At 30.8% G+C, this 25,394-nt stretch carries 26 protein-coding genes; 20 read left to right on the forward strand and 6 right to left on the reverse strand.

The window, feature by feature from the left end; translation table 11 throughout:
• Nucleotides 1–3 precede the first annotated feature (3 nt).
• The 3 genes from B5D16_RS10880 (at nt 4) to B5D16_RS10890 (ending at nt 3,212) form a co-directional block, all read left to right on the forward strand.
• Nucleotides 4–759, forward strand: a complete 756-nt coding sequence (locus tag B5D16_RS10880) for a carboxymuconolactone decarboxylase family protein (RefSeq protein WP_078767015.1) — start codon at nt 4–6, stop codon at nt 757–759.
• A gap of 154 nt (nt 760–913) precedes the next feature.
• The gene (locus B5D16_RS10885; protein ID WP_078767042.1) at nt 914–1,630 is read left to right on the forward strand and encodes an ABC transporter ATP-binding protein; all 717 of its coding nucleotides are present in this window, start codon (nt 914–916) and stop codon (nt 1,628–1,630) included.
• The gene (locus B5D16_RS10890) at nt 1,617–3,212 is read left to right on the forward strand and encodes a putative ABC transporter permease subunit (RefSeq protein ID WP_078767016.1); all 1,596 of its coding nucleotides are present in this window, start codon (nt 1,617–1,619) and stop codon (nt 3,210–3,212) included. Before B5D16_RS10885 ends, B5D16_RS10890 begins: the two co-directional genes overlap by 14 nt.
• Nucleotides 3,213–3,226: 14 nt before the next feature.
• Here B5D16_RS10890 and B5D16_RS10895 read toward each other — a convergent pair whose 3' ends face one another.
• The 5 genes from B5D16_RS10895 to B5D16_RS10915 all read right to left on the reverse strand — a co-directional run bounded on the left by B5D16_RS10895 (nt 3,227) and on the right by B5D16_RS10915 (nt 7,758).
• Nucleotides 3,227–3,979 (reverse strand): amino acid ABC transporter ATP-binding protein, encoded by a 753-nt coding sequence (locus B5D16_RS10895; RefSeq protein ID WP_078767017.1) that lies wholly within the window; start codon nt 3,977–3,979, stop codon nt 3,227–3,229.
• Nucleotides 3,976–4,695 (reverse strand): amino acid ABC transporter permease, encoded by a 720-nt coding sequence (locus B5D16_RS10900; protein WP_078767018.1) that lies wholly within the window; start codon nt 4,693–4,695, stop codon nt 3,976–3,978. The genes B5D16_RS10895 and B5D16_RS10900 overlap by 4 nt, the downstream gene beginning before the upstream one ends.
• Before the next feature lies 1 nt (nt 4,696).
• Complete coding sequence (locus B5D16_RS10905) at nt 4,697–5,239, reverse strand: amino acid ABC transporter permease (protein ID WP_341465214.1); 543 nt, start codon at nt 5,237–5,239, stop codon at nt 4,697–4,699.
• A gap of 158 nt (nt 5,240–5,397) precedes the next feature.
• Entirely contained in the window at nt 5,398–6,249 is an 852-nt protein-coding gene (locus tag B5D16_RS10910; protein ID WP_078767020.1) for a transporter substrate-binding domain-containing protein, read from the reverse strand.
• 24 nt (nt 6,250–6,273) lie between these two features.
• Nucleotides 6,274–7,758 (reverse strand): L-serine ammonia-lyase, iron-sulfur-dependent, subunit alpha, encoded by a 1,485-nt coding sequence (locus B5D16_RS10915; RefSeq protein WP_078767021.1) that lies wholly within the window; start codon nt 7,756–7,758, stop codon nt 6,274–6,276.
• Between the two features lie 362 nt (nt 7,759–8,120).
• Here B5D16_RS10915 and B5D16_RS12590 point away from each other — a divergent pair, with 362 nt between their 5' ends.
• From B5D16_RS12590 to serS, 16 genes are all read left to right on the forward strand, one after another.
• Complete coding sequence (locus tag B5D16_RS12590) at nt 8,121–8,828, forward strand: hypothetical protein (protein ID WP_200803991.1); 708 nt, start codon at nt 8,121–8,123, stop codon at nt 8,826–8,828.
• 15 nt (nt 8,829–8,843) lie between these two features.
• A complete protein-coding gene (locus B5D16_RS10925; protein ID WP_078767022.1) occupies nt 8,844–9,302 on the forward strand; it encodes a LytTR family DNA-binding domain-containing protein in 459 nt (152 codons plus the stop codon).
• A complete protein-coding gene (locus B5D16_RS10930) occupies nt 9,299–9,718 on the forward strand; it encodes a DUF6608 family protein (protein ID WP_078767023.1) in 420 nt (139 codons plus the stop codon). The genes B5D16_RS10925 and B5D16_RS10930 overlap by 4 nt, the downstream gene beginning before the upstream one ends.
• Before the next feature lie 186 nt (nt 9,719–9,904).
• Entirely contained in the window at nt 9,905–10,444 is a 540-nt protein-coding gene (locus B5D16_RS10935; protein ID WP_078767024.1) for an RNA polymerase sigma factor, read from the forward strand.
• Between the two features lie 12 nt (nt 10,445–10,456).
• Nucleotides 10,457–11,632, forward strand: coding sequence for a hypothetical protein (locus B5D16_RS10940; protein WP_078767025.1), 1,176 nt, complete (start codon nt 10,457–10,459; stop codon nt 11,630–11,632).
• 199 nt (nt 11,633–11,831) lie between these two features.
• Complete coding sequence (locus B5D16_RS10945) at nt 11,832–14,084, forward strand: cellulose binding domain-containing protein (RefSeq protein ID WP_159444373.1); 2,253 nt, start codon at nt 11,832–11,834, stop codon at nt 14,082–14,084.
• 4 nt (nt 14,085–14,088) lie between these two features.
• Complete coding sequence (locus tag B5D16_RS10950; protein WP_078767027.1) at nt 14,089–14,388, forward strand: hypothetical protein; 300 nt, start codon at nt 14,089–14,091, stop codon at nt 14,386–14,388.
• A 232-nt stretch (nt 14,389–14,620) separates the two neighbouring features.
• Nucleotides 14,621–15,910: a C1 family peptidase gene (locus B5D16_RS10955; protein WP_159444375.1), complete on the forward strand. Its 1,290-nt coding sequence runs from the start codon at nt 14,621–14,623 to the stop codon at nt 15,908–15,910.
• A gap of 16 nt (nt 15,911–15,926) precedes the next feature.
• Nucleotides 15,927–16,745 (forward strand): Cof-type HAD-IIB family hydrolase, encoded by an 819-nt coding sequence (locus tag B5D16_RS10960; RefSeq protein WP_078767044.1) that lies wholly within the window; start codon nt 15,927–15,929, stop codon nt 16,743–16,745.
• A gap of 142 nt (nt 16,746–16,887) precedes the next feature.
• Nucleotides 16,888–17,220: a hypothetical protein gene (locus tag B5D16_RS10965; protein WP_078767029.1), complete on the forward strand. Its 333-nt coding sequence runs from the start codon at nt 16,888–16,890 to the stop codon at nt 17,218–17,220.
• A 259-nt stretch (nt 17,221–17,479) separates the two neighbouring features.
• The gene (locus B5D16_RS10970) at nt 17,480–18,205 is read left to right on the forward strand and encodes a hypothetical protein (protein ID WP_207651112.1); all 726 of its coding nucleotides are present in this window, start codon (nt 17,480–17,482) and stop codon (nt 18,203–18,205) included.
• Between the two features lie 9 nt (nt 18,206–18,214).
• Nucleotides 18,215–18,850, forward strand: coding sequence for an ABC transporter ATP-binding protein (locus B5D16_RS10975; RefSeq protein ID WP_078767031.1), 636 nt, complete (start codon nt 18,215–18,217; stop codon nt 18,848–18,850).
• Between the two features lies 1 nt (nt 18,851).
• Nucleotides 18,852–19,508, forward strand: coding sequence for a hypothetical protein (locus tag B5D16_RS10980; protein WP_078767032.1), 657 nt, complete (start codon nt 18,852–18,854; stop codon nt 19,506–19,508).
• Nucleotides 19,509–19,540: 32 nt separating this feature from the next.
• The gene (locus B5D16_RS10985; RefSeq protein ID WP_078767033.1) at nt 19,541–20,344 is read left to right on the forward strand and encodes a hypothetical protein; all 804 of its coding nucleotides are present in this window, start codon (nt 19,541–19,543) and stop codon (nt 20,342–20,344) included.
• A 181-nt stretch (nt 20,345–20,525) separates the two neighbouring features.
• The gene (locus B5D16_RS10990) at nt 20,526–22,376 is read left to right on the forward strand and encodes a SpoIIE family protein phosphatase (RefSeq protein ID WP_078767034.1); all 1,851 of its coding nucleotides are present in this window, start codon (nt 20,526–20,528) and stop codon (nt 22,374–22,376) included.
• Nucleotides 22,377–22,476: 100 nt separating this feature from the next.
• Entirely contained in the window at nt 22,477–23,757 is a 1,281-nt protein-coding gene (serS, locus tag B5D16_RS10995; protein WP_078767035.1) for a serine--tRNA ligase, read from the forward strand.
• A gap of 49 nt (nt 23,758–23,806) precedes the next feature.
• Here serS and fliB read toward each other — a convergent pair whose 3' ends face one another.
• Nucleotides 23,807–24,853, reverse strand: a complete 1,047-nt coding sequence (gene fliB, locus B5D16_RS11000) for a flagellin lysine-N-methylase (protein ID WP_078767036.1) — start codon at nt 24,851–24,853, stop codon at nt 23,807–23,809.
• A 160-nt stretch (nt 24,854–25,013) separates the two neighbouring features.
• Between fliB and B5D16_RS11005 the strand changes: the two genes are divergently transcribed.
• Complete coding sequence (locus B5D16_RS11005; RefSeq protein WP_078767037.1) at nt 25,014–25,211, forward strand: hypothetical protein; 198 nt, start codon at nt 25,014–25,016, stop codon at nt 25,209–25,211.
• Nucleotides 25,212–25,394: the final 183 nt, after the last annotated feature.

Consider the following 25,394-nt stretch of genomic DNA (forward strand, 5'->3'; position numbering starts at 1 on the left):
TATATGAGTAAGAAAATTGTACAAACTGCAGGACGTGATGCATTGGGTGAGTTCGCACCAGAATTTGCTCACTTTAATGATGATGTGTTATTTGGGGAGAATTGGAATAATGAAGATATTGATGTTAAAACAAGATCAATTATTACAGTAGTTGCTCTTATGGCACAGGGTATAACTGATAGTTCGATTAAATATCATATTATGAATGCAAAAAATAATGGCGTTACACATAAGGAAATGGCATCAATTATAACGCATGTAGCATTTTATGCAGGATGGCCTAAAGCATGGGCTGTATTTAATATAGCCAAGGAAGTATATAATGAAAAGATAGAAGAAACTTCAGAAAAAGACAAATATCAAAATGAAATATTCTTCCCTATTGGAGAAGCTAATCCTTATGGTGAGTTCTTTGTTGGTCAGAGTTATTTGGCACCTTTGTCAACAGAACAGGTACCGATATTTAATGTAACATTTGAACCAGGATGTCGTAATAACTGGCATATACATCACGCAAAAAGTGGTGGTGGTCAGATGTTGATTTGTATAGGAGGACGAGGATTTTATCAGGAATGGGGAAAGGAAGCAATAGAAATGACCCCTGGTAAAGTTATAAATATTCCTGCAGAGGTTAAACATTGGCATGGCGCAGCAGCTGATTCTTGGTTTTCTCATTTGGCTATTGAAGTTGATGGCGAGGAAACAAGTAATGAGTGGTTAGAAGCTGTTGCAGAAGAAGATTATAATAAATTAAGATAAGGAAATACATATAAAAATATAAAAGAACAATAAAAAGCTGCTTTGTGTGAAGCAGCTTTTTATTAGTAGAAGTATTGAAAAAATGAAGGTATACATATACAATTAAAGCAAGTTTATAGAAGATTAAAACGGGGGTTGATCTATGAGTAAACCAATGCTTGAAATTAAAAATTTCACAAAGTTGTATGGTGGCGGGAAAAAGGCTGCTGATAATATTAATATAACAATTAACAGTGGAGACATATGCGGATTTATAGGACATAATGGAGCAGGTAAATCCACTACGATTCGTGCGGCAGTTGGTGTTCTTGATTTTACTGAAGGTGAAATTCTAATTGATGGACATTCAGTGAAAAAGGAACCAGTAAAGTGTAAACAGATAACAGCTTACATACCGGATAATCCGGACATATATGAAAACCTTACAGGGATTGAGTATTTAAATTTTATATCGGATGTATTTGGTATAAAAGGAAAATTAAGAGAAGAACGTATAAAAAAATATGCGGATATTTTTGGAATAACTGATTCGTTGGGTGATTTGATTCGTTCGTATTCTCATGGTATGAGACAAAAGATTGCAATTATCTCAGCGCTTATTCATGAGCCAAAATTACTTGTATTAGATGAACCATTTGTTGGACTTGATCCAAAGGCTACTTTTACACTTAAGGAAATTATGCGAGATATGTGTGGTAAGGGTTCAGCTGTGTTTTTCTCAACCCATGTATTAGATGTTGCCGAAAAACTTTGTAATAGAGTGGTTATTATTAAGGAAGGACGTATTATAGCCTCTGGTACTATGGATGAACTTACAAAAGATAGGTCTTTAGAAGATGTATTCTTGGAGGTGGATAGTGGAGAAAAATAGTATTGTTTTAGTTAAGATGCTACTTTTGTCAACTAGTCGATATAACCAGTATAAATATACAAAGGATGAAGAGAAGAAGAAAGAGATACTATCAAATATAATTGGTACATACATTCTTTATGCATTGTTCGCTGTATATGGTATGGCGATGTGCATAGAGTATAACTCATATGGGATGATAGAAAATACACCGCTTATGTGTGCTATTTCCATAAGTTCATTAGATTTTATTTTTACTTTCTTTAAAGCAAATGGTTACCTTTATAATTTTAAAGAATATGATAGTGTAATGTCGCTTCCCTTTAAACCAAAGACAGTAGCAGCATGTAAATTTTTATATATGTATATTAGGCGTATGCCTTGGTATTTAAGCCTTTCGCTTTCTATGATGGCAGGTTATGGTATATTTGCAAAACCATCAATAGCAGTTTATCCATTATGGATTATCATGTCTTTTATACTACCGTTAATACCAATGATTGTAGCAGCTTTTTTAAGTTTTATAATTACAAAGTTAAGTCTAGGTTTTGAAAAAAAGGCATTAGTTCAGACGGCTCTTTCATTTGCTGCAGTTACGTTGTGTTTTTTCTTAAAGAATATTTTTGATGAGTTTTTCTCTAAGGGAAAGATGCAACAGACACTTCGTGATATTACAAAAACTAGTGATAAAGTAGCAAGCATTTACTTACCAATTGATTGGTTTAATAGGGCAATCACAAAGCTTGATTTATTAGGTTTTATTCTTTTGATAGTAACGAGTGTTCTATTATTTATAGTTACTTTTTCGATCGTTGGAAGGAATTATAGACAAATAAATACATCGCTTAAATCACATGGGAAAAGTAGTGGTTTTACGATTAGGAATTTAAAAGAGAGAAGCGTTGTTAAGTCAATCGCTTATAAGGAATATAAGAGACTTATAAGTTCTACTATGTATATGTTAAATGTCATCATGGGAGAGTTTTTGGTTATTGTAGCAGGTATTGTATTTTTCGTTTTAGGTTATGATAAAGTTATGGGTTATCTTATGAAGGATATTCCCGTTTCGCTGGATGTATACAGACCGGCAATCCCATTTATAGTTTATTTATTTATTGGGATGGGTTCTACAACAACATGTACACCTTCGCTTGAAGGTAAAAATCTTTGGATTATAAAAAGTTTGCCTATTGATAAGAAAACCATATATCAGGGGAAAATACTGTTTAATATGTATGTGACAGTACCCTGTATGGCATTTGCTACTTTGTGTATGGCTATCTCAGCAAATGTTCACATATTTGATATAGTGCTATACCTCATAGTAGGAACTGTGATGTGTTTCTTTTCAAGTTGCTGGGGATGTTCATGTGGTATAAAACATATGCTTCTTGATTGGGAGAATGAAGTTGAAGTTTTTCAGCAAAATGTAGTAGTCGTAACTTATATGCTTCCAAATATGTTTATATCAATTTTATTAATGATTGTAGCAATTGTATTTGGAGTGTTCGTTGGACAGAAAGTTATAATAACTGCATTGATTTTAATAATGTCTGTTTTTGCAGTTATAAGTTATAAAAAAGTGATGAGTCTATGTAGATAGATTCATCACTTCTTTTATATGTAATATTCGTCCTGAGGTAGGATACGTTCTAGAAATTTCTTTGTTCGTTCTTCTTTTGGTGTGTAAAAGATTTCCTTAGGAGTTCCACTTTCTACTACAACACCATCTGCCATAAATACAACTTTAGATGCAACTTCCTGTGCAAAACTCATTTCATGAGTAACAACTATCATTGTAATTCCCTTTTTCGCCACATTTCTAATGAGAGTTAGGATTTCGCCGATTAATTCTGGATCTAGTGCGGAGGTTGGTTCATCAAAGAGAATTACATCTGGGTCTAGTGCAACCGCTCTTGCTATGCCAATTCGTTGTTGCTGACCACCGGATAGTTGCGAAGGGTAGTAATCTTTTTTATCTAACATTCCTACCCAAGCTAATACTTCTTCAGCCTTTTTTATAGCTTCTTTGGTAGAAACTTTCCTAGCAGTTATTAAACCTTCAGTTATATTTTGAAGAGCTGTTTTATTTTGGAATAATCCGTAATTTTGAAATACAAAAGCAGTCTTTTTTCGTATCTGTAATTTTTCTTTAGAAGATGCTGTGTGTAAATTCACAGTTTGATTGTCAATTGTAAGCATACCTTCATCAGCTTGTTCTAGAAAATTAATACATCTAAGTAGAGTGGTTTTTCCAGAACCAGAAGGTCCAAGTAATACAACAACATCGCCTTTATCTACTTTTAATGAAACATCTTTTAATACTTCAAGTTTTCCGAAATTCTTTTTTACATTTTTTATTTCAATCATGCGTAATTTACCTCACTTTTGATATTTTTTTTAGAATATTTCTTTTCAATAGTTGAAAGAATTACTTCTAGGATTATAGTAAAAAACCAATATATAATTGCAGCAGCTAGATAACCTTCAACATAACTAAAAGTTTTAAAACATGGTATTAATGAGGCGTTAGTTACTTCTAATACTCCAATTGCCATAACAAATGAGGTTCCTTTAATAACACCTACAAGATTATTAATAAGTCCAGGTATGGCAACAGGGATTACCTGTGGAAGGATAATTCTTTTGAAAGTTTGAAACTTTGTAAGACCTACAGAGTAACCTGCTTCAAATTGTGTTTTTTCAACAGAATTAAGTGCACCTCGAAATGTTTCTGACATAGTAGTTATTGCAGCCAGCGAAAGTGCAAAGTATGCAACTATAATATTATTTACTTTATTAACATCGATATTTAAATGAAAAAAATCAATAAAAGGACCGATATAGTAGGAAAAAAGTAGATTGTATATAAGTAATGCAACCATCATTGGAAGACCCTGGTAAATCGTAATAAAAACTGTTAAAATGTGTGAAATTACAGGTATCTTATAATATCGAAAAATGGCAATAAAAAGTCCAATTATAAGTCCAATGACAACCGCAACTAGAGTTAACTTAGCTGTTACTGGTAAATACTTTATTCCTGATTTAAGTGATTCAGTAAAGTTATCTAATTTAAACCCCATATTATGCAGTCGCTCCTTTCTTTCCAAATGAAAATTTCTTTTCAAGCAAAACAAATATAAATCTTAAAAGCAAACTAAAAGATATATAGACGATTGCAATAAATAGATAAGATTCTAATTGATGTCCAGATGCTGCTCCTAAGGTATTTGCTCGTCCAAGGAAATCAACGACACCTAATTTAAATGCAATTGATGTTAAGTGAAAACATCCTATGGCTTCAGCTCCATAGCTTGGTAACGCAATAATAAATGCCTGTGGAAGAACTATTCGTAGGAAAGTTTGCATTGCTGTTAATCCAATGGAATATCCTGCTTCAGTTTGTTCCTTTGGAACAGCCAGAATGGCAGCCCTAAATTCTTCGCCTAGAAATGCACCTAAATTAAGAACAAATGTAAGGTATACAAAAATTAGTTTATCTAGATCATTTATGTTGATACCTATTTGCTCAAATAATGATGGAAGACCATAATAGATTACCATCATTTGAAGTAACATTGATGTTCCTCTCATAAAGGAAATATATACTGATAGTATTTGATGAATAACGGGAAATTATTTAAGCCGTAGAATAGCGACTATAATTCCGAGCAGGGTTCCAAATAGAAGACCAACTAATACTATCTGAAATGTAATTAATAAATAAGGAGTAAGTTTTGGAATAATATTCCAAAACCTCTCCCATGAAAAAATATCTACCATTATTATTCACTCTTTTCATCGCTAGATTCTAGCCATTTTTTTGCAAGCTTATCAAGTGTTCCGTTATCTTTAAGTTGTTTAATAGCTTTATCGATATCTTGCTGAATCTTAGTATCATCTTTGTTATAAATTATATATGCATTGTTTACGTCAATTTGAGCAGCAGCTTTAACGAAGTCTTTTCCATCGCCAAAGCGTTCATTCATTTTTGCAATATCGTGAGTCTCAAGGCATGCTGCATCCCAAACTCCTTTTTTCAAGTTGAGTGCAGTTTGTTCAGATGTAGATGAATCTGTTGAAATAACTTCTATATCTTCACCATCATGTTCTTCATTCCACTTAGTAAGAATTGCATATGCATTACTTGTAACTCCACCAGCTTCAACTTTTTTACCAGCAAGATCATCAATGCTCTTAATTGAATCATTATCTGATAATACAGCAATATTTGTGATGTTTTCTGAATAGTATTCACCAGAGAATAAGTATTTTTCCTTACGTTCATCTGTTACAACATATTCATGAACAGCTAAATCAATTTTGTCTGAATCAAGAGATAAAAGTATGTTATCAAAACTCATTGAATCATATTCGAATTCATACTGATCTAATAGTTTATCGAGTTCTTCTAAAAATGCATAATCATATCCAGCTCTGTTTCCATCATCATCTAAGTAGCAGTATGGAAAGTAGTTTATACCACTACCAACACGAAGTTTTGTAACTCCTGATTTTTTCTCTTTTGCACTAGCTTCTTTCTTGCTTCCACATCCTGTTAGTGAAGTCGCACTTAATGCTAAAAGTGATAATGTTATAATACTTTTCTTTGATATATTCTTAATATTCTTTTTCATATTTTTTACCTCATATCTATATTTTTATTTGTTATGCCATTCTTCAAATTGCTTTTTGCAATTTAATGCTGATGGCGTTAAACATATTCCACCTGTTGATGTACATTTACATCCATTTGGAAGAGCTTTTCCTATTTGGTCAGCGCTATCTAATACCTCGTGATATGGTATGACTCCTGATCTTCCAGAAAGAGCTAAATCAGCAAATGTCACTGCTAAAGTAACAGCAGATACAACTCTACTTGTACATGGTTGATTAAAACCACCTGGAATAGGATCGCAAGGAAGACCAAGCATGGCTTGAAGTGTAAGAGAAGCAGCTGATTCTACTTGGGATGGATTACCACCACGAATATAAGTAAGTCCAGCAGCTGCCATTGAAGCACATATACCACACTCGCCAGTACAACCTATTACTTCACCAGTAGGAGAAGTTCTTGTATAAGCAATTGCTCCAAATATTCCAGCAATTGCAATTCCCTCAAGAAGTTTATCTTCTAATTCTGGGTAGTTATCTGCAGCAGCTCTTAATACGCTATATATATAACCTCCTCCATTTCCCATTGGACCTGGAACAATCAATACTCCCTTTGACATTGTTTGTGCACAGAATGCATATTCAAGAGCAGATTTAACAACGTCCCCAGCGTATATAGGATTGCTTCTTGAATACGATATCCATTCTTTGCAATGATAACCACTAAACGGTGTTTCGAATACTTTTGAATCATCTTTTATGTATTCAGTACATTGCTTATGCATTGCTTGTTTTATTTTTTCAAAATAATTTATTACTTCATTTTTTGTCCAGCCTGTAAAGCTAGTTTCGTAATCAAGAACTGCTTCAAATAAACTTTTATTGTTTTCATTTGCATATTTTATTAAATCAGTTATCGAGTTAAATAGTTGTTCTTTTCGAGCGTTTGTGAAACTTGCAGGAAGAACAGAAGAAAATACATAATCTTTATATTGTTCTGGTATGTTCTCGATATCAGTTGAAGATTCTTTTATTAAATCAAAAACGGAAATACATCGTTCGCCGTAATATGATATTGGATAGCCGTCAACATTTATTATTTCCATCATGCCGCCACCAGTTGAATTACCAGTTAAAGTAACTGAACAAGAAGGTTTATCAGAAGCATTTGTTGATAGGATAAACTTAACGGCGTTAGTATGATTACTTTCTTTGATTTCTGAAAATTCAAATTCATATTCGATATTTTCTTGTTTTAATATACTTTTGATGTCGAATAGTCTTTCATCATCTGGAAGTAATCCATATGCTCCAGCAAGCATTCCTAAATCTTCATTCATATGTCCAAATGTCCCAGCAAATGATCCGTTTTTATCAAGAATTATATATACACGTGAGGGCTTTTCACCTAGAAGTGAATATGCGCAATAACCTATTCTACATGGACCGGCTGTATGTGAACTAGAGCCAGGTTGCATGATTGGTCCATAAACATCATTAAAGATATCAGGATAGAAAATTGTAGTACTCATCAATACTCCTTTCCGCGCTTGCTTAGCACATAGTTTATTGGGTTAGTTTGAATGCTAACTAACATGTATGGAAGTAAATCATTTTTTGATGTAAAAGTCAATATAATCGATGATACGTTAAATTGATTATGTGTGATTAGAAATATTGATATATCAAAAAGGCTTGATTTTACTAGGTTTTTTGAGGTTAAAGAAAGAAAGGTTTAAAGAAAGTAAATGAAAAAATTTATACTAAATTGCAACTTAGACATACTTAGTTGCAACTTAGCACCACTTTTATTGCGAATATGTTTTTTATGGTTTATTGTTGGTTTATCAAAAGAAAACAACCAACGAAAGGAATTAAAAAAATGGAAATGACAATGAAAAAAACAGAAGCAAAGAAAACAAACAGATTTAAAAAAGGATTAGAGTTTTTACTTTATGCATTAGAAGCATTTGGTGTAATTGGATTTGAGTTATTATGGGGATTCGTAGTTGAACCTAAACTCTACAACAGAAGTGTTAATGATTTTAATACTTGGCAGACGATTGTACACTGGATAGTAACTTGCACAGCTTGGGGACTTGGAGCATACTTAGTAATGAAAGATTGTAAGAAACATACAGGTGTTGATCTTATTGATAATGTAAAGAATGTAAAACTTTTTGATGAAAAAAATAAAATCAAAGCAAGTCAGTGGGTTTTAATTGTAATTGGCGTAGTTATTTGTTTAGTATCAACATGGATTGATTGGAACGGAAGTAAGGTATTATCAGAGTTAAAGAGTCGTGGAGCACTTCTTTTTACATTCCAGTATATTTATTATTTATTTGAAGTTTTATTAGTTTTGCTTATAATAGTATTTGGACAGATGGCATTTGAAAAGTGGTTTAACAATAACAAGATTCCATTTGGTGGAATTATCGTAGCTCTTACATGGGGACTTGGTCATTGGTTATCAAAGGGTTCTCTTGCAACAGGTTTATATACAGCAGTTGGCGGATTTGTATTCGGTAGCGTATATGTATTAACAAATAGAAATGTTAAACTATCTTATATTTTATTATGCATCATGTTTATTCTATAAGATAAGAGGACAATTATGAGATTTATTAAGACTAAAGAGGATAACTTAGAAGAAAATTATCTTGAACTGCATTATGATAAAATGGACGATGAAACTAATGCGGTGATTATCAGACTAACAGATACCTTAAGGTATATTGAAGGCACATATGAAGATAAAAAAGTTAGCATAGCGCTTGCGGATATCTTCTATATAGAAACTGTTGATAGGAAAACATTTGCTTATACAAAGGATATGTGCGTTGAAATTAAAGAAGCATTAAGGGACATAATTGAGGAATTTTCAAAGATAGGCTTTGTGCGTATCAGCAAATCCTCTGTAGTCAATTTATATAAGATTAAAAAACTTCAGGGTGATATTAACATGAGAGTAATTATTTACATGAAGAATGATGAAAGACTTGTTATGAATAGAAGTTATAGAGCTGAATTTTATGAGAGGTTAAATAAACTTCAAGGGAGGAAAGCAAAATGAAATTAATAAACAAAAGTAATTTTATATCCATAGTTTGTACAAGTTTTACCCTGATAGTTTGCGGAAAATTATTGCTTGAAAAATTAAGTGGATTTAAAGATAAATACTATACAGAAAACATATTTACATGTTTGGCATTTTCAATAGTAATTACATTGATTTTATCATTGCATTACTATCTTCAGAGATTTCCATTTATTCCAGTTTTTATCGGACAGTATGTGGTCACAATAGGAATTGTATTTTTATCAATATGGATTAGTAGTCACTTTACAGACATTGCACCTACAGGTTATAGAGATATGTTTTATTCCATATCAATACCATTTGTTATTGGTGCAGCTGTATATTATATATGTTTTTTTCATGAGATTAGAAAAGCTAATAAGATGTTAGAAAAGTTGGTTGAAGAATAGATTGTAAAAGGTCGACAGAGTATGTATTCTGTCGGCTTTTTTTGACTAACTGATTTTACTGATTTATAATTTATTTTAATTAGTTTGTCACAAAATGATGCTAATTGTAGTTATTATGTGTGTAAGAACAAAACGTACGGATTATCTTACAAAATTTATAAAGAATAACTATGAAAGGGGAATCGAATGCTAAAGGCAAGAAGACAGATTAAATTTATCGAGAATTGTTATGAATTGTATGAGCAGAGGATGTATTACGTAGCATATAGCATTCTACATGATGAGGGAAAAGCAGAAGATGCAGTGCAGGAAGCATTCTTAAAATTAATGAAGCATGAAGTACAATTTGACAGAGCAGACTCGGATGATTGTAAGAGATATATAATAACGGTAATAAGGAATTGTGCAATTACAATTTATAACAAAACTAAAAAAGAAAGTGAGTATATGTATCTGACAGACAAAGATGAAAGAATTGAATCACCGGTGGAGGACAAAGTAGAGTCAGATATAAGTTGGAAAGAATTGATGGATTGTCTTCCAGAGAAATATTATGACGTTGTGGAATGTATAATAATCAAACAATTTTCAACCAAAGAAACAGCGCTAAAGTTAAACATCACAGAGGCAAATGTACGAAAGAGATATGAGCGTGCCAAACAGATGATGAGAAATAGTTTAGATGAAAACAAAGAACTTTACGATAAATCTGTGAGTTGCCAGTAAAGGAGAAAAACTATGACTAAGAAAAATAAAGATATAGATAATTTTGCTCAGATTAGCATTGATGAATTTGATAATATGGATAAGAATTTTGAAAAACACACATTCTCAGATAAATACAATAAAAGAAAAATGGAAGAATTTAGAGCATATAAGAAAAGGATGAATAAGGTTAATTACCATGGACTTGAGAAAGTTGCAGTTGCCGCAGTGGCAGCGCTAGTTATATCGTCACCATTTGCTGTAAACGCATTAACTAATGGGGAGTTATTTAATAGAATCTGGGGCAATGAGGGAAAGAAGAATATCAACAGCTATAAGATAGAACAGGTTGAATCAGAAAAGATTGATGATAAAGGTAATGTTTCTAAAAATACAATAACAATGCCTAAGGTTGAGTATGAAAAGGTTGATGATGAAAAAGCAGAAAGACTTATTGGAAAGAATGTTGCTCATGAACCTAAGGTTATTCAGATGGGTGAAACAAAGATGACTGTAAATTCCGTAACAAGAGATAGGAATGGAATAGTTGCGGAGTATACACTTGAGAAAAAAGGTGGAGTGGATTGCTTGAATTACAGTGAATTAGATAACCAGCTTAAGGGCGCTTGGATTAATGAAAATCAGGATTTGAAATTCGCATTTAATGAAGGTTCTGGTAAGATATATGTTGATATGGAAAAATCAACTAAGGATAAGTTATATTGCTACGAATACATGGCAAGTAATGAGGTAAATTTCGTTTCAGTATCATCAGCTGAGAAGATTAAAGATCACCTCACACTTTCATATAGTATTAAGGGTACTGAGGAAAAAGTAGAAATTCCTGTAAAGGATGCTATTAAGACAACAGAATTTGCTAATGCTAAGGGTGGAGATATTGAAGTATCACCTATAGCCATGAGAATTTGTAGTCCAAAAGGAATTTTAACTAATGAAGATTATTTCTATAACATGATTGATTATCTTGGTAAAGTTGAAATTACATATAAGGATGGAAGCAAATATCTTGTAGAAAAGAGAACATACTCAGATGAAAATCTTAAGGAACATAAGGCTGATGAAGAAGTTGCTAATTTCACATATGATTGTGGTGGCGATGGCGGCGTTACTATTCTCTTTAACAGACTTGTGGATGTATCACAAGTTGAAAAGATTTCAGTTAATGGTGTTGATTACACATTAAAATAAATACATAAGACATATAGATAGGAATGGCTCCTTTTATCGAAAGATGAAAGGAGTCTTTTGTGTGGAAACTTTATGAATAAATTGAAATAGATAATAGGATATAAAAATATTGTGAAAATAATATATGTATGATAGAATACTAGAGTTGTTTATACTTAAAGAAAGGACAGAAAATATAAAGAGATTAAAGTCATTTATATTGGCAATTATATTATTAACTAATCATAATATATATAAGCCAATTGAGGTTTGTGGAGATGGATTTACTGAAGAAATGGATATAGTTGAAAGTGATTCAGAATTAGATTTTGAAAGTTTGGAGGAAAGATTTGACGTATCTGTTGAAGTGACAGCAAAGTGGAATCATCATTATAATGCAAATATAATTATAAAAAACATTAGTGATGAGAAAATTGAAAATTGGGAATTGTCATTTATTATGGATGGGAAAGTGGAAAATATTTGGAATGCAAAAATGATTCAGCATAAAGGGGATTCATATATAGTCAAAAATAATATATGGAATCAGGATATTTTTCCGGGAAGTTCTGTAGAATTCGGAATGACAGTGTATTATGAAGGTGAATTTGAGATTCCTAGTGATTTTACTATGGATAAAGTATGTAAAAAAGTTGAGAAGCAGTACGAAATAGAAAAAATAATATATAGCCAGTGGGACACAGGTGTTACAGGGGTTGTTAGGATACATAATAAATCAGATGAAGTTATTGAGGACTGGAAAATAACGTTAAAAACGAATGTTTCTTTTGAGTCTATTTGGAATGCAAAAAAAGAATATAGTGATGGAGATTTATACTATTTTGATAATTGTAATTATAATTCAAATATTGCTCCAAATAGCTATGTGGATGTTGGGTTTAGAGCGAATTATAATAATACATTTTATTTAGATGAAATAGAATTATATAATATTGAAACATATATGGAGGATACAACAGATAGCGACCAAGATGGTTTATATGATTATCTAGAAAAAAACATATATTTTACAGATGCTCATTGTAGTGATAGTGATCAAGATGGTATAACTGATTTCTATGAAATTATGATTTTATTGACTAATCCATTAAATAAAGACGATAATGATGATGGGATAGTTGATGGTGATGAAGATTTTGATGAGGATGGATTGATTAACTCAGAAGAAGAGAAAAAAGAGACTAATCCTTATAATGGAGATACTGATTTTGATGGATTAAATGATTATGATGAAATATACATATATAATACAAATCCACTTAATGAGGATACGGATGATGATGGCATATCAGATAAATTTGAGATAGATAATGGTTTAGATGCATTAGACTCAAATAGTAATAATTGTGTTGATAATTCATCGTGGATAATGCAGAATTATAAGGAAGAATTTAATGAAGATATTGTACAGTATATTGAAGTAGGTTTTAATTCTCCTGATGAAATTGAAGATCATGTTAATATATCAGATGATAATGAAAATGTATATATGATTGAAAATGATGTATTAAGTGAAATGCATATAAATGTAAAATTAATGGATGATGTTATTAAAGATGATATCGTAGTTCTTCAGAAAACGGAAGAAGGATGGGGAAAAATAGGGTTTGAAATAAGTGATAATTTAATTTCATTCAATACAAGTAGTACAGGTATATACAAATTTTTAGTTGAGAATAATTATGTTAGTAATGTTAATAGTAAAAGTTTCTTTAAGGCAAGTGGTGTGAACCTAAAATCTGGGAAAAAGAAAAGTGAGAAAAAATTAAGGGATGAACTTGAAAAACAAGTAAAAAAAGATTTTGGAAAAACTAAAACTATAGTTAAGGGCTTTTTGGGGCATACTTCAGATGAAGCAATTGACATAATCTTAAAATATGATAAATATATAGACAATTTATCGAAAGGTTATAATGTAAATAAAGCTTTAATACAAGCACTTTTATTTAGGGAATTAATTTGTTATGATTCAGCTGATATTATAGCAGATAATGCGGTTATTGAATATTTTGCTCATAAGGAAAAAATGGAAAAATTTATGAAGGCAAAGTGGTGGAAACAATTGATTATGGGAGTGCCGGCTCCTAATGGCCCAATAAAACCAGATTGTAGTACCGGATTAGGACAAATTTTTGCAAGAACAGCAATAGATTCTATTAATTTTGGCTTGAAAAACAAAAATATAAAATTAGATGCTGATAATTGGAAAGTTAGAAAGCAAATTTGGTATTCTTTGCATGATGATGATGAATATAATATTAAAACTATTACTAAAATATTGGTTAAAGAAGCGGATGGAATAAAAAATGTCAATTTGAAATCACCGAAAAATAATCATGCAAAATTGCTTTTGGCGCGTTATAATTTAAGTGGAAGGAAAAAAGCTGGAAATTATGGAAAGGCATGTTTTAGATATTATAAAAAGTTTATGAAATATAATAATGGAGAATAGTAGTTTGAAAAAATATTTATTTAGTAAGGATATTGTTAATATTATCTGTCATACTGTGCTTTCAGAATTAGTATTTTGGTGGGGATGCATTGCGTGGGTTTTTATGACGGATTACGAAGATGATGAACATAAATTAGGAGTTATGTTGGGCTGGATAATGATATTAGGAGGTGCAATAACTATATTATGTTTGGAATCATTTGTATTAAAAAAAGTAAATAAAAAGAGAAGATATTTAATTGAAACAATTGTAACTATTTTTTTGACTGTATTGATAACGTATATAATTGTTAATTATACTTAATTGTATAAAAGTGATAGTGAATAAATATATGCATAATTCCATTATATGGATCGGAATATATAGAATATAAGAAAAAAGTTAATAGATGTATTCCGTGGAAAAGGTGAAAGTGGTTGTATCGACAATTCACTTTCATTTTTGTATAGTTAAATAATTATATATTGTATATCAATTTATTATTGATATTCTTGTATCATAGGTGAAACTAGTTATTACAATAGGAGGCATGCTAATGAAAAGAATATCAATATCGTTAATTATTCTTGCAACAGTAGGATGTTTTATTTTATCGGGATGCGAAAAAGAAAAGGCTAAAAAGAATAAGGTTACTGATGAGATATTTGCTGGAGCGGATTATGATTTTTTTAAACCATTTGCTGATCCGGATAAAAGTTATTGTCTTTTGAATGAAGGTGTAAAACTTCCAGTTATGGATCAGACTATAGGAAGCTGCTGGGCTTATGCGGCTATGACTTCCATGGAGAGTGGTATAAAGATTAAAACAGGTAAAGAGTGGTTGGCAGATCCGCAGGATATAGTAAATAATGTATATTTTAAGGACACTGGCCATAAGGATAAAGAAGGACTTTATATAAGTTCAGGAGAACCGGGGGATTATGGTGGTGGAAGTCATAATATACTCGCAGGAATGGGAACTAATCCTGTTAATGGTTGTATGCTTTCAGATATGAATATATTTAATGAAGGTAGTATAGATACTGTTAAAAAAATGATACGAAAACATGGGGCAGTATCGTGTAGTATAAATTCAAAATTGTTATATAGTCAGTCCAAAGTTCATGGGTATAAAACTCATAATTATGTGGGTAAAGGGGTTAATCATGTTGTGGCTATAGTTGGATGGGATGATGATTTCCCAGCAAATATTTTCATGCCTAATGCAAAACAAAAGGGAGCCTGGCTTGTACAAAATTCTCATTCGGAATCTTTTGGAAATAAGGGTTATTTTTGGATGTCATATGATATTGCTGTTACGGGGGTGATTTATGTTCCAACGGATGAATTTAAAAAGGGACAAAATTATGGAACCTATGCATGGGAGTCGGTAAATCCAGAGGGAGATGAAGTAACTTATGCATCGGTGTATGAGATTAATGGAAAACTTGGTGCAGTAGGAATTTTAACAGGAGAGGATGAAGAAGATTTATCATATACTGTTGAAATATTAGATGGAAAGTTTGGAAAAGAATTATTAAGCTTTTCTGGAAAAGAAGAAATGTATGGTTATCACTTGGCTAAACTTCCCAAGGAGTTAGAAGTTGATACTTGTACTATTGTGGTTCATAAAAGCAAGAATATTCCTGTTGAAGGTGAAAGTAAGGAACTTGATATGGGTAATTTAGGACCAGAAAAAATTTATAATTATACTAAGACAGAACCAGGAAGATGTTATATAATGATAGATGGGAAGTGGGTGGATACCGCTTCTGAAGAAGTTAAAGAAAAACTTGGTATTGATTACATACCGGGAGATATATGTATGCCGGTATTGTACAACTAGAATGAAAGGAATTAACATGAAGAAAACATTATATGTAACAGATCTTGATGGAACTTTATTAAATCAGAAAGACAGAGTAAGTGATTTTAGTATTAAGACAATTAATGATTTAGTTGATAAGGGGATGTTATTTACTTATGCAACTGCAAGATCCTTAGTTTCAGCATCTAAAGTTACTGAGGGGCTTTCTACAAACATACCAGTTATTGCATATAATGGCGGTTTTATATTACGACCATCAACAGGAGAGATTCTTTCAAAAGAAGATTTCAATAATGAAGAGAGAAAATATGTTAGAGAAGTTTTAGTTAAGTATAATATAAAACCATTGGTTTATTCCTATGTTAATGGAATTGAGAAAGTATCATGGATTCCTGAGTTTGAAAATGATGGAATTAAAAGATACATAAATAACAGACAGGGCGATAAAAGAATGCGTTCTGTAAGTGATGAAGATAGTCTTTATGAGGGTGAAGTTTTTTACTATACATGCATTGGTGAAGAGGAAGAATTAAAACCTTTATATGACATCTTTTCAAAGGATAAAAGATTTAGATGCACCTTGCAGCAGGAATTATATAGACCAGAATATTGGTTTGAAATAATGCCAGCAAATGCTTCAAAAGCAAATGCAATTAAAAAACTAAAAGAAATGTGGAATTGTGAAAGAGTAATTTCATTTGGTGATTCCATGAATGACATTCCAATGTTTGAAATTTCGGATGAATCCTATGCTGTTGAAAATGCACTTGATGAACTAAAGAAATATGCAACAGGCATTATTGAAAGCAATGAAGATGATGGAGTTGCTAAGTGGTTAATTGAAAATATTTAAATTTAGAAGAAATATTATTTGATTATTTTGTCGTAAAAAAATTCTTTTATTAACGCTTGATAACTTTATTCTTTTATGCTATACTTCCGGAGGCTCTTGACAGTATATATTAGAAAAAGAGGCAAAATAGGAGGAAGACGATATGCGAAAGAGTTTAAGTAAGATGATGGCAATGTTGATGGTAGGATTATCAGTTTTTTCTATGACTGTAGATGCAGCAGGAAAACCAAAACCAAAGACAAAGGGAAATGGCACAGTGTATGTTCCTAGAAATTGCTCATTTAGATTAGGAGAGGGTTATGCTGGAAGATCGGGGAATGAAAATATTGTTATTGTAAAAGCTGATAGTGTGTATCCAGCACAGGAAGGTGTGGAGGATACATATAAAAAATGTCAAACAGTTTTGCGAAGTGATGGATTATATATTTCGGATTATTATGTGTTGGAAGAAGGAAAGAAAAAAATGTGGTTGTGAAAAATGGATATTTGAAGAAAAGAATTTTTTCCGTTTGGTTTGCTGGCAATAATCCGGATTTAGATGCACGTATTGCATATTATTATAATGGAAAATAAATTTATAAATCCGATGTGTAGAACATCGGATTTTTTATGAGAGGAATAATCGAATGATAAAGTCAATAAAAATACAATTATTACATATACTAAAAAGTAAAAGTGCTGTATTAGTATTTTTTGTTTTAATGTATGCTACAGGAAGTAATTTTATAAATAATATGAATAGAAATCATGAGATGTTGTATGTTTCGGAAATGTTTGATATTACAAAAATGTTAACATTATCAGACTGGACAAAAGTAGGATATTATATAATGCAGTATTATCCATTACTAATAGTAATTCCAACTGCTAGTATATATATATCAGATAAGAAAAGTGGTATGGATGTTTATATAATATCAAAAGTTGGAAGAAAGAATTACATATTTGGGAAAATGATTTCTGTATTTTTAGCTACACTTATTATATTTACGGTTCCATTTATAACAGAATTAATAATAAGTTGTGTATGTTTTGACACATCTTCTGTAGGGGATCCATCAAGATTTCAATATTTTGATACAATTGTGGATGATGGAAAAATTGTGTTGGGATGGTTATATGTAAAGAACAGGTTTGTATATGCAGCAGTATGGATAATAATGTTTGGAATTGTTTCGGCAATTTTAGCTACGTTTAACTTTGCAATTACTTTACTTCCGGTATTTAGATATAGGATAACAACTTTTTTTCCAATATACATACTATTGCATATAATTAATATGATTGGAAAGAATATAAATATAAAATATACAACATATTATCATTTTATACTAAGAATGTTTGAAACTACTAAAATAAAGAATTATCATGCGTATGCATATTTTTTATTTACACTTTTGATAATATCAGTAATTATAGTATGGTATATAATTAAAAATAGAGACATTGTTAACGATTAAGAGGTAAATATGAGACTAATTGCGAAAAATATTTCAAAAAAAATTGGAAATAAAGATATATTAAAAAGTATAAATTTAGAATTAGAAAGTGGAAATGTCTATGGTTTTGTTGGTCGTAATGGTTCCGGTAAAACAATGCTTTTTAGAGCACTTTCTGGATTGATGTCTACTTCATCTGGAGAAGTAATATATGATGGGAAAGTTTTGAAAAAGGATATGAATGTTTTACCAAATTTAGGAATTATAATTGAAAATGCAGGTTTATATCCTGAACTTTCTGGTTTTGAAAATTTAAAGCTATTAATGGGATTAAATAAAAAAATAGATGAAGAAAGAATAAAAGAAGTAATAGCAATGGTAGGACTTGACCCTAATGATAGAAGAAAATATAGAAAATATTCATTAGGTATGAAGCAAAGAATAATAATTGCTCAAGCTCTTATGGAAAGTCCAGACGTATTAATGTTAGATGAACCTACTAATGCTTTGGATGAAGATGGTGTTGAGTTGATAAGAAAATTAATTAGAAAAGAGAAAGAACGTGGAGCATTGATAATAATTGCAAGTCATAATAAAGAGGATATAGAATTACTTGCGGATAAGGTATTTATGCTAAAGGATGGAAAGGTAATAGAAAGAAAATAATATGAAGATTAAATATACTTTTATTTTATATTTATTGTGTGTATCTATTTTAGTAATATTGGGAATGAAAAATAAGAAAGATTATAGGGATTTTAATGATGATAATAAATCTTTAAATAAATTCATAGTTGGTATTATGCCAGATGAACTGATTGACATAGCTATTAAGGTATTAAAGAAAGGTGAAAAAACTTGTAATAATATTGTTGTAGTAGAATGTCTTGAAAAAACGAAGTTTAGTTATGGTTGTACAACTCAAAAAATACGGATAAATAGGGTGATTAAGGGTGATTTAGTAGAAAAAGAAGAGATAATAGATATAGTTTTTGCTGATGAAATTTATATGAATAGTAGTGAGGATACACCAGAGATTAATATGGGATTTGTTAATGAAATGAAAGTTGGAAAGAATTATTTGATTTTTTTAGATGAAAGAATTAAGAATTCTAATATGTATAGTTTAAAACAGAGCTTAATTAAACCTATTTTTGCATATGAAAATATAGAGAATAAGCCTTGTATATCTACTATGAAAGTAGAATCGGCGACGTTATATGGCAATATGTCATCAAATGAATTTTTCGTGGAGTCTGAAAGAGGATTGGAAAAGATAGAAATATATAAAAAATCATTATTAGAGAAGTATCCATATAATTAAAATACTTAATATATGGATTTGTGGAGAATGATATGAAATTTGTAAAGACAATTATAATTGGAATAATTGTGGGAGCAATGGTATTAATTAGTGGAATTAATGTTACAAAAATGAGTATATACCAATATATTTTGTATTTGTCATTTACAGGCATTGGTTTGTATAAAGAATATATAGGGGAATTCTTTTATAGGTACATGCCTTTGTTGGTGTTTAATATTATATATGGGATATATATATATAGACATTTTTGTTGCGCTAGTGTTTATTTTTTCTCGAGAAAAAATAACAGAGTGCATTGGTTTGTAAAAGAAATAATAGATTTGTATATTCATGCTTTATTATATATATTTATGATATGTTTAGTAGGAATGATGGTAATATTTATTGATGATAAATGTTTTATGAATTTTAATGAAATGTTATTATCTTTAAACTATATATTGATTTATTCATTATATTTGTTAATTACAACGTTAGCAATTAATATTGTGGCGATTGTTTTTAATAGTACCGTAGGTTTTATAAGTGTTCAAAGTGTTATTTTTTTTCTGATTGCGTATATGATGAATATGGGAGGAAAATTAGAAATAATTCCTATAAAAAAGAAATATTTATACTTCTTGAAATTAAATCCAGTTTCAAATTTATTATTTCAAATACATAGAATTAGAGTAGATGAGAAATACAAGTTTTTGCTTCAAGACGGTATTAATATTGAAATGAGATACTCAATTTTATATTATTTATTAGTATTAGTTGTATTAGTAATTATAGGATGTGTTATTGTTCATAAAAAGGAATTTATAATAAATGACCGAGAGGACTTAGGTTAATGTCAATATATGGTAGGCGCAAATTTTGCGCCTACCATTTGTGGTTTGGCTATTATTAAAAGTGCATAAAAATGAATTAGTTTCGGTTTGCGTATTCTTTTTGCAGATTAACCTATGTTATAATATTTTCAGGAACTTTTGTAATTATTATAGAGAGGGATAATTGCAAGGGGGGATTTTATTGTTTAGTTTGTATTATAAGGCAGTTTTTGTTATTTCACTTATGCTTCTTGGAATTTATGTTTCAGCATGGCATAAGCACTTTGATACTAAACTTACAGTTATTTTTACATTGATTCCTATATCATGTCTTGGCTATGTATTTCTAGATGAAGCAGAGAACTTGAGAGAAGTAATCATGTCATATAAGATGATATATATTGCTGGATGTTTCTTACAGTATTTGCTGCTGATATATATATTGGAATTATGTACGATAAAGGTTACAAAGTGCATTAAACTTATTGCTTTTGTATTATGGATGGGTGTTTATCTATCAGTATTATCAATTGGATATTTTCCGTTGTATTATAAGGAAATTTCATTTGAAATAGTTGATGGTAAAGGTCGTATTTTAAAAGAATATGGATTTATGCATACAGTTTTCTATGTTATGCTATTTTCATTTTTAGGAATTGGGGTATATGCAATTCTTTATAGTTATCATAAGAAAAAGCAGATATCAAAATTTACGTTGATTCTTATGTTGATACCTTATGCATTTTCAGTATTTGCTTACATAATAGGAAGTGGTCATAACATTGATGTTGAACTTACTCCTATTGGGTATATGATGTTAGAGATTGCTTTTCTTTTGATTGCATATAGAATGGTCCTTTACGATATTGATGATTCTGTTATTGAATCCATGATTCAAAAGGGTGAAACCGGACTTATTTCATTTGATTATAAGTTTAGGTATTTAGGAAGTAATCAGACAGCTAAAAAGATTTTTCCTGAACTTTTGGAATTGACTATTGATAGCCCAATTACAGAAAGTAGTCCTTACGGTAAACGCTTTTTTTACTGGATACAGAGTTTTGCATCAGGTGAAAATAATGAATTCGAGTATAAGTATAATGGAAATAATGTTAATGATGAAATCATATATGCTGTAACCGTTAGTGATTTATATGATGGAAAACATAATAGGGGATATATTATAACGTTAGTTGATGATACATCTAAAAGAAAATATATGGAACTTTTAGATGATTATAATGACAAATTAGTTAGAGAAGTTGAGGCTAAGGCTAAGGATATAGAGTTATTCTTAGAAGAAAAGAAGAAAGCAGAAACTGAACTTGAACTTGCGGCTCATATTCAGGAATCAGTTCTTCCAAGTGCGACTCAGATATTCCCAAAAAGAGAAGAATTCAATTTATTTGCTGTTATGATTCCGGCTAGGGAAGTTGGCGGTGACTTTTATGATTTCTTTATGATTGATGATAATCATTTATGTATGTTTATTGCAGATGTTAGTGGTAAGGGTATACCGGCAGCGCTTTTCATGATGACATCAAAAACGACTATTGCTAACTGTGCAAGAATTAGTTGTTCACCTGCTCAGATTTTAACTCAGGCTAATAGAGCCATCTGTGCAACTAATAAAATGGATATGTTTGTTACTGTGTGGCTTGGAATTTTAGATATAAACACAGGAAAATTAGTTGCAGCAAATGCTGGACATGAGTATCCATTTGTTACAAGGGATGGAAAGTTTGAAGTATATAAAGATGAGCATGGTATGGCAATTGGTGTTTTAGATGATATACAGTATAAAGAGTATACATTACAATTATCACCAGGAGATTGTATATTTGCTTATACGGATGGTGTTGCGGAAGCTTTTAATTCCAAAAAGGAATTATTTGGACTTGATAGAATTAGTGTTGCTTTAAACAGTGCTTCAAAGGAAAAATGTAAATATATAATTAATAACGTTAGATTATCAATTGATAATTTTGCTAAGGACGAACAGCAATACGATGATATAACTATGCTTTGTATGAAGTATTTTGGAAAATCTTGAAAAAATAAGCATGAAAGAGTATAATCTAGAATAGTGTTTCTTAATGGAAGGTGGGTTTTTCCTGAAATTAAGATAAAAATATTAAGGAAGAGGATATAATATGTTAGATATTAAATTTTTAAGAGATAATCCAGATATTGTAAAACAAAATATTAAGAACAAATTTCAGGATCATAAGCTTCCATTAGTAGATGAAGTAATTAAGTTAGATCAGGAAAATAGAGATAATAAAAAAGAAGTTGAAGCACTTCGTGCAAATAAAAACCAGCTTTCAAAAATGATTGGTGGTTTAATGAAAGATGGTAAGATAGAAGAAGCAGAGAAAGTTAAAGCTGAAGTCGCAGCTGGTAACGATAAGATTGATGAATTAACTGAAAAAGAAAGACAGTTAGAAGAAGAAATCAAAAAGAGAATGATGGTTATTCCAAATATCATTGATCCATCAGTTCCTATCGGAAAGGATGACAGTGAGAACGTTGAGTTAGAAAGATTTGGTGAACCAGTAGTTCCTGATTTTGAAGTTCCATATCATACTGATATTATGGAGAAATTCAACGGTATTGATTTAGATGCTGCAAGAAAAGTTGCTGGTAATGGTTTCTATTATTTAATGGGAGATATTGCAAGACTTCATTCAGCAGTAATCGCTTATGCTAGAGACTTTATGATTGATAGAGGATTCACTTACTGCGTACCACCATTTATGATTCGTAGTAATGTAGTAACTGGTGTTATGAGTTTCGATGAAATGGATGCCATGATGTATAAGATTGAAGGTGAAGATCTTTATCTTATTGGTACTAGTGAACATTCTATGATTGGTAAGTTCATCGATACACATATTAAGGAAAGTGAATTACCATATACACTTACAAGTTATTCACCATGCTTTAGAAAGGAAAAGGGTGCACACGGTATTGAAGAAAGAGGTGTTTACCGTATTCATCAGTTCGAAAAGCAGGAGATGATTGTTATTTGTAAGCCAGAAGACAGCATGGAGTGGTACAACAAGTTATGGAAGAATACAGTTGACTTATTTAGAAGTCTTGATATTCCAGTTCGTACATTAGAGTGCTGTTCAGGAGATTTAGCAGACTTAAAGGTTAAATCTGTTGACGTTGAAGCTTGGTCACCAAGACAGCAGAAGTACTTTGAAGTAGGTAGCTGTTCAACATTAGGTGATGCTCAGGCTAGAAGACTTGGTATTAGAATTAAGGGTGAAAACGGAAATTACTTTGCACATACATTAAACAACACAGTTGTTGCTCCACCACGTATGTTAATTGCATTTTTAGAGAACAACTTAAATGCAGATGGTAGTGTAAATATTCCAGAAGCTTTAAGACCTTATATGGGTGGTAAAGATAAAATTACAGGTTAATAAATATAACAAAAGCAGCTATAAGTATTGAAACTATAGCTGCTTTTGTTTAGTCTAATTCTTCTTCAAATTTTCGTATAAAAGCATTTAAGTTATTATATGAATGTTCAATTTCACGCGAGTATATATATATTGTTTTATTTAAAGGTTCATCACTCGCCTTATTAATCATCATCATAAATCTTACACTTTGAACTGCAATCATTGCACTTGCATAGATTTGTCCATCGTATACTGAACCACAAAAATAAGTAAATAATAAAGTTTTTAGAACTTTTTCAAAAATAAACTCTATGTCAGAATCTGGAAACATGGCTTCAGTCCATTCCTTAGAATTTTCATCATGTTCATTCCAATACTTCTGTGTATTAATAAGAGTATCGGTCCATGACTTTTCAGTAGCTTCCATATTCATTAATTCATCAAGTGCATTCATGCAATATTTAAAACTTAGATTCCTATCTTTAGATTCTTCCATAATTGAATCAGAAACATCTCCCATGGAGAATATTTCACCTTCATCAAAACACTCTTGTAATTTATAAGCCATGAAAGCTATCGCATCCATACGTTCCTGTAGAGGCTTTTGTCGGTCTGAAGCAATTTCAAACATTTTATCTCTTGCGTATTCTAGTTGGTCAAATAGGAGAAAATCAAATTCTTCAAATTCCTCTGGATCATCAAAAGTCTCATCCTCTGATTCGGTTATTGAGAACTCGTAATCAGGCTCCATTACAATTCTTGTTACTTCAGGACATGCCAGTGTAAGTGAATACTCGCGAATATCCTGAAATTCTTCAATGTGTCTTGGGAAGAGTCTGCAAGTATCACAAAGATAATCTTCCCCAAGTGTGGATATCAAATCACATAGGCCGCTATCATTAAGCATACTGCATCTTTCGTTATATCGATAAAAATATGATTCTTGAAAGTTTATACCGGAATTAAGCCTATCAGCAAATGCATGTGTTACATTTTGATATTTTTTTAAACTATCTTTATCTATCATTATTTGCCAGCCCACGCAGCAACTCTTAGGACATTTAACGTCTATGCATTTAAATTTGTCATAATAATATTGTTTTCTATATATCATTTTCTTACCTCAAAAATATATCTAAAGTGTAATAAAACAACATAATAATATCACGGCTATGTTTTTACTGCAATGAAAAAATAGATTCTTGACTAGGGTAAAGAGAAATAATATAATGATAACGCTCGTTATTATTTAGAGGATTGAAAGGAGTAAGAACATGAAAAATGCAACTAAGGGTGAAAAGGCAATTATTTGGATATCCGTTTTAGCAATAATCATTTGCTCAATTGGATTTTGCTATGGAATGGTTAACAAAAATTTAATGATTGCAGGACAAGGGCTGGCTATTATCGGCTTGAATTTAAGCATTTTAGCCATAAACTTTAAGAACATAAAGAAAAAGAATGAGAAATAATAAAGGGGCTGTAAAAAAAGTCTCTAAATAGCAGACCTGCATTGGCCATTGCCAATGCAGGTCTGTTTCTCTATGTATAATTATTATAATTGTTGATTTTTGCGGTACTTTAATAAGCCCTATGTTAATAAGAGCTTTTTTAATCTATTCAGTTACCTGATATCATGCAATCATCTTCAATCT

Source organism: Eubacterium uniforme (assembly GCF_900167115.1).
GTDB classification, from domain to species: domain Bacteria; phylum Bacillota; class Clostridia; order Lachnospirales; family Lachnospiraceae; genus Eubacterium_S; species Eubacterium_S uniforme.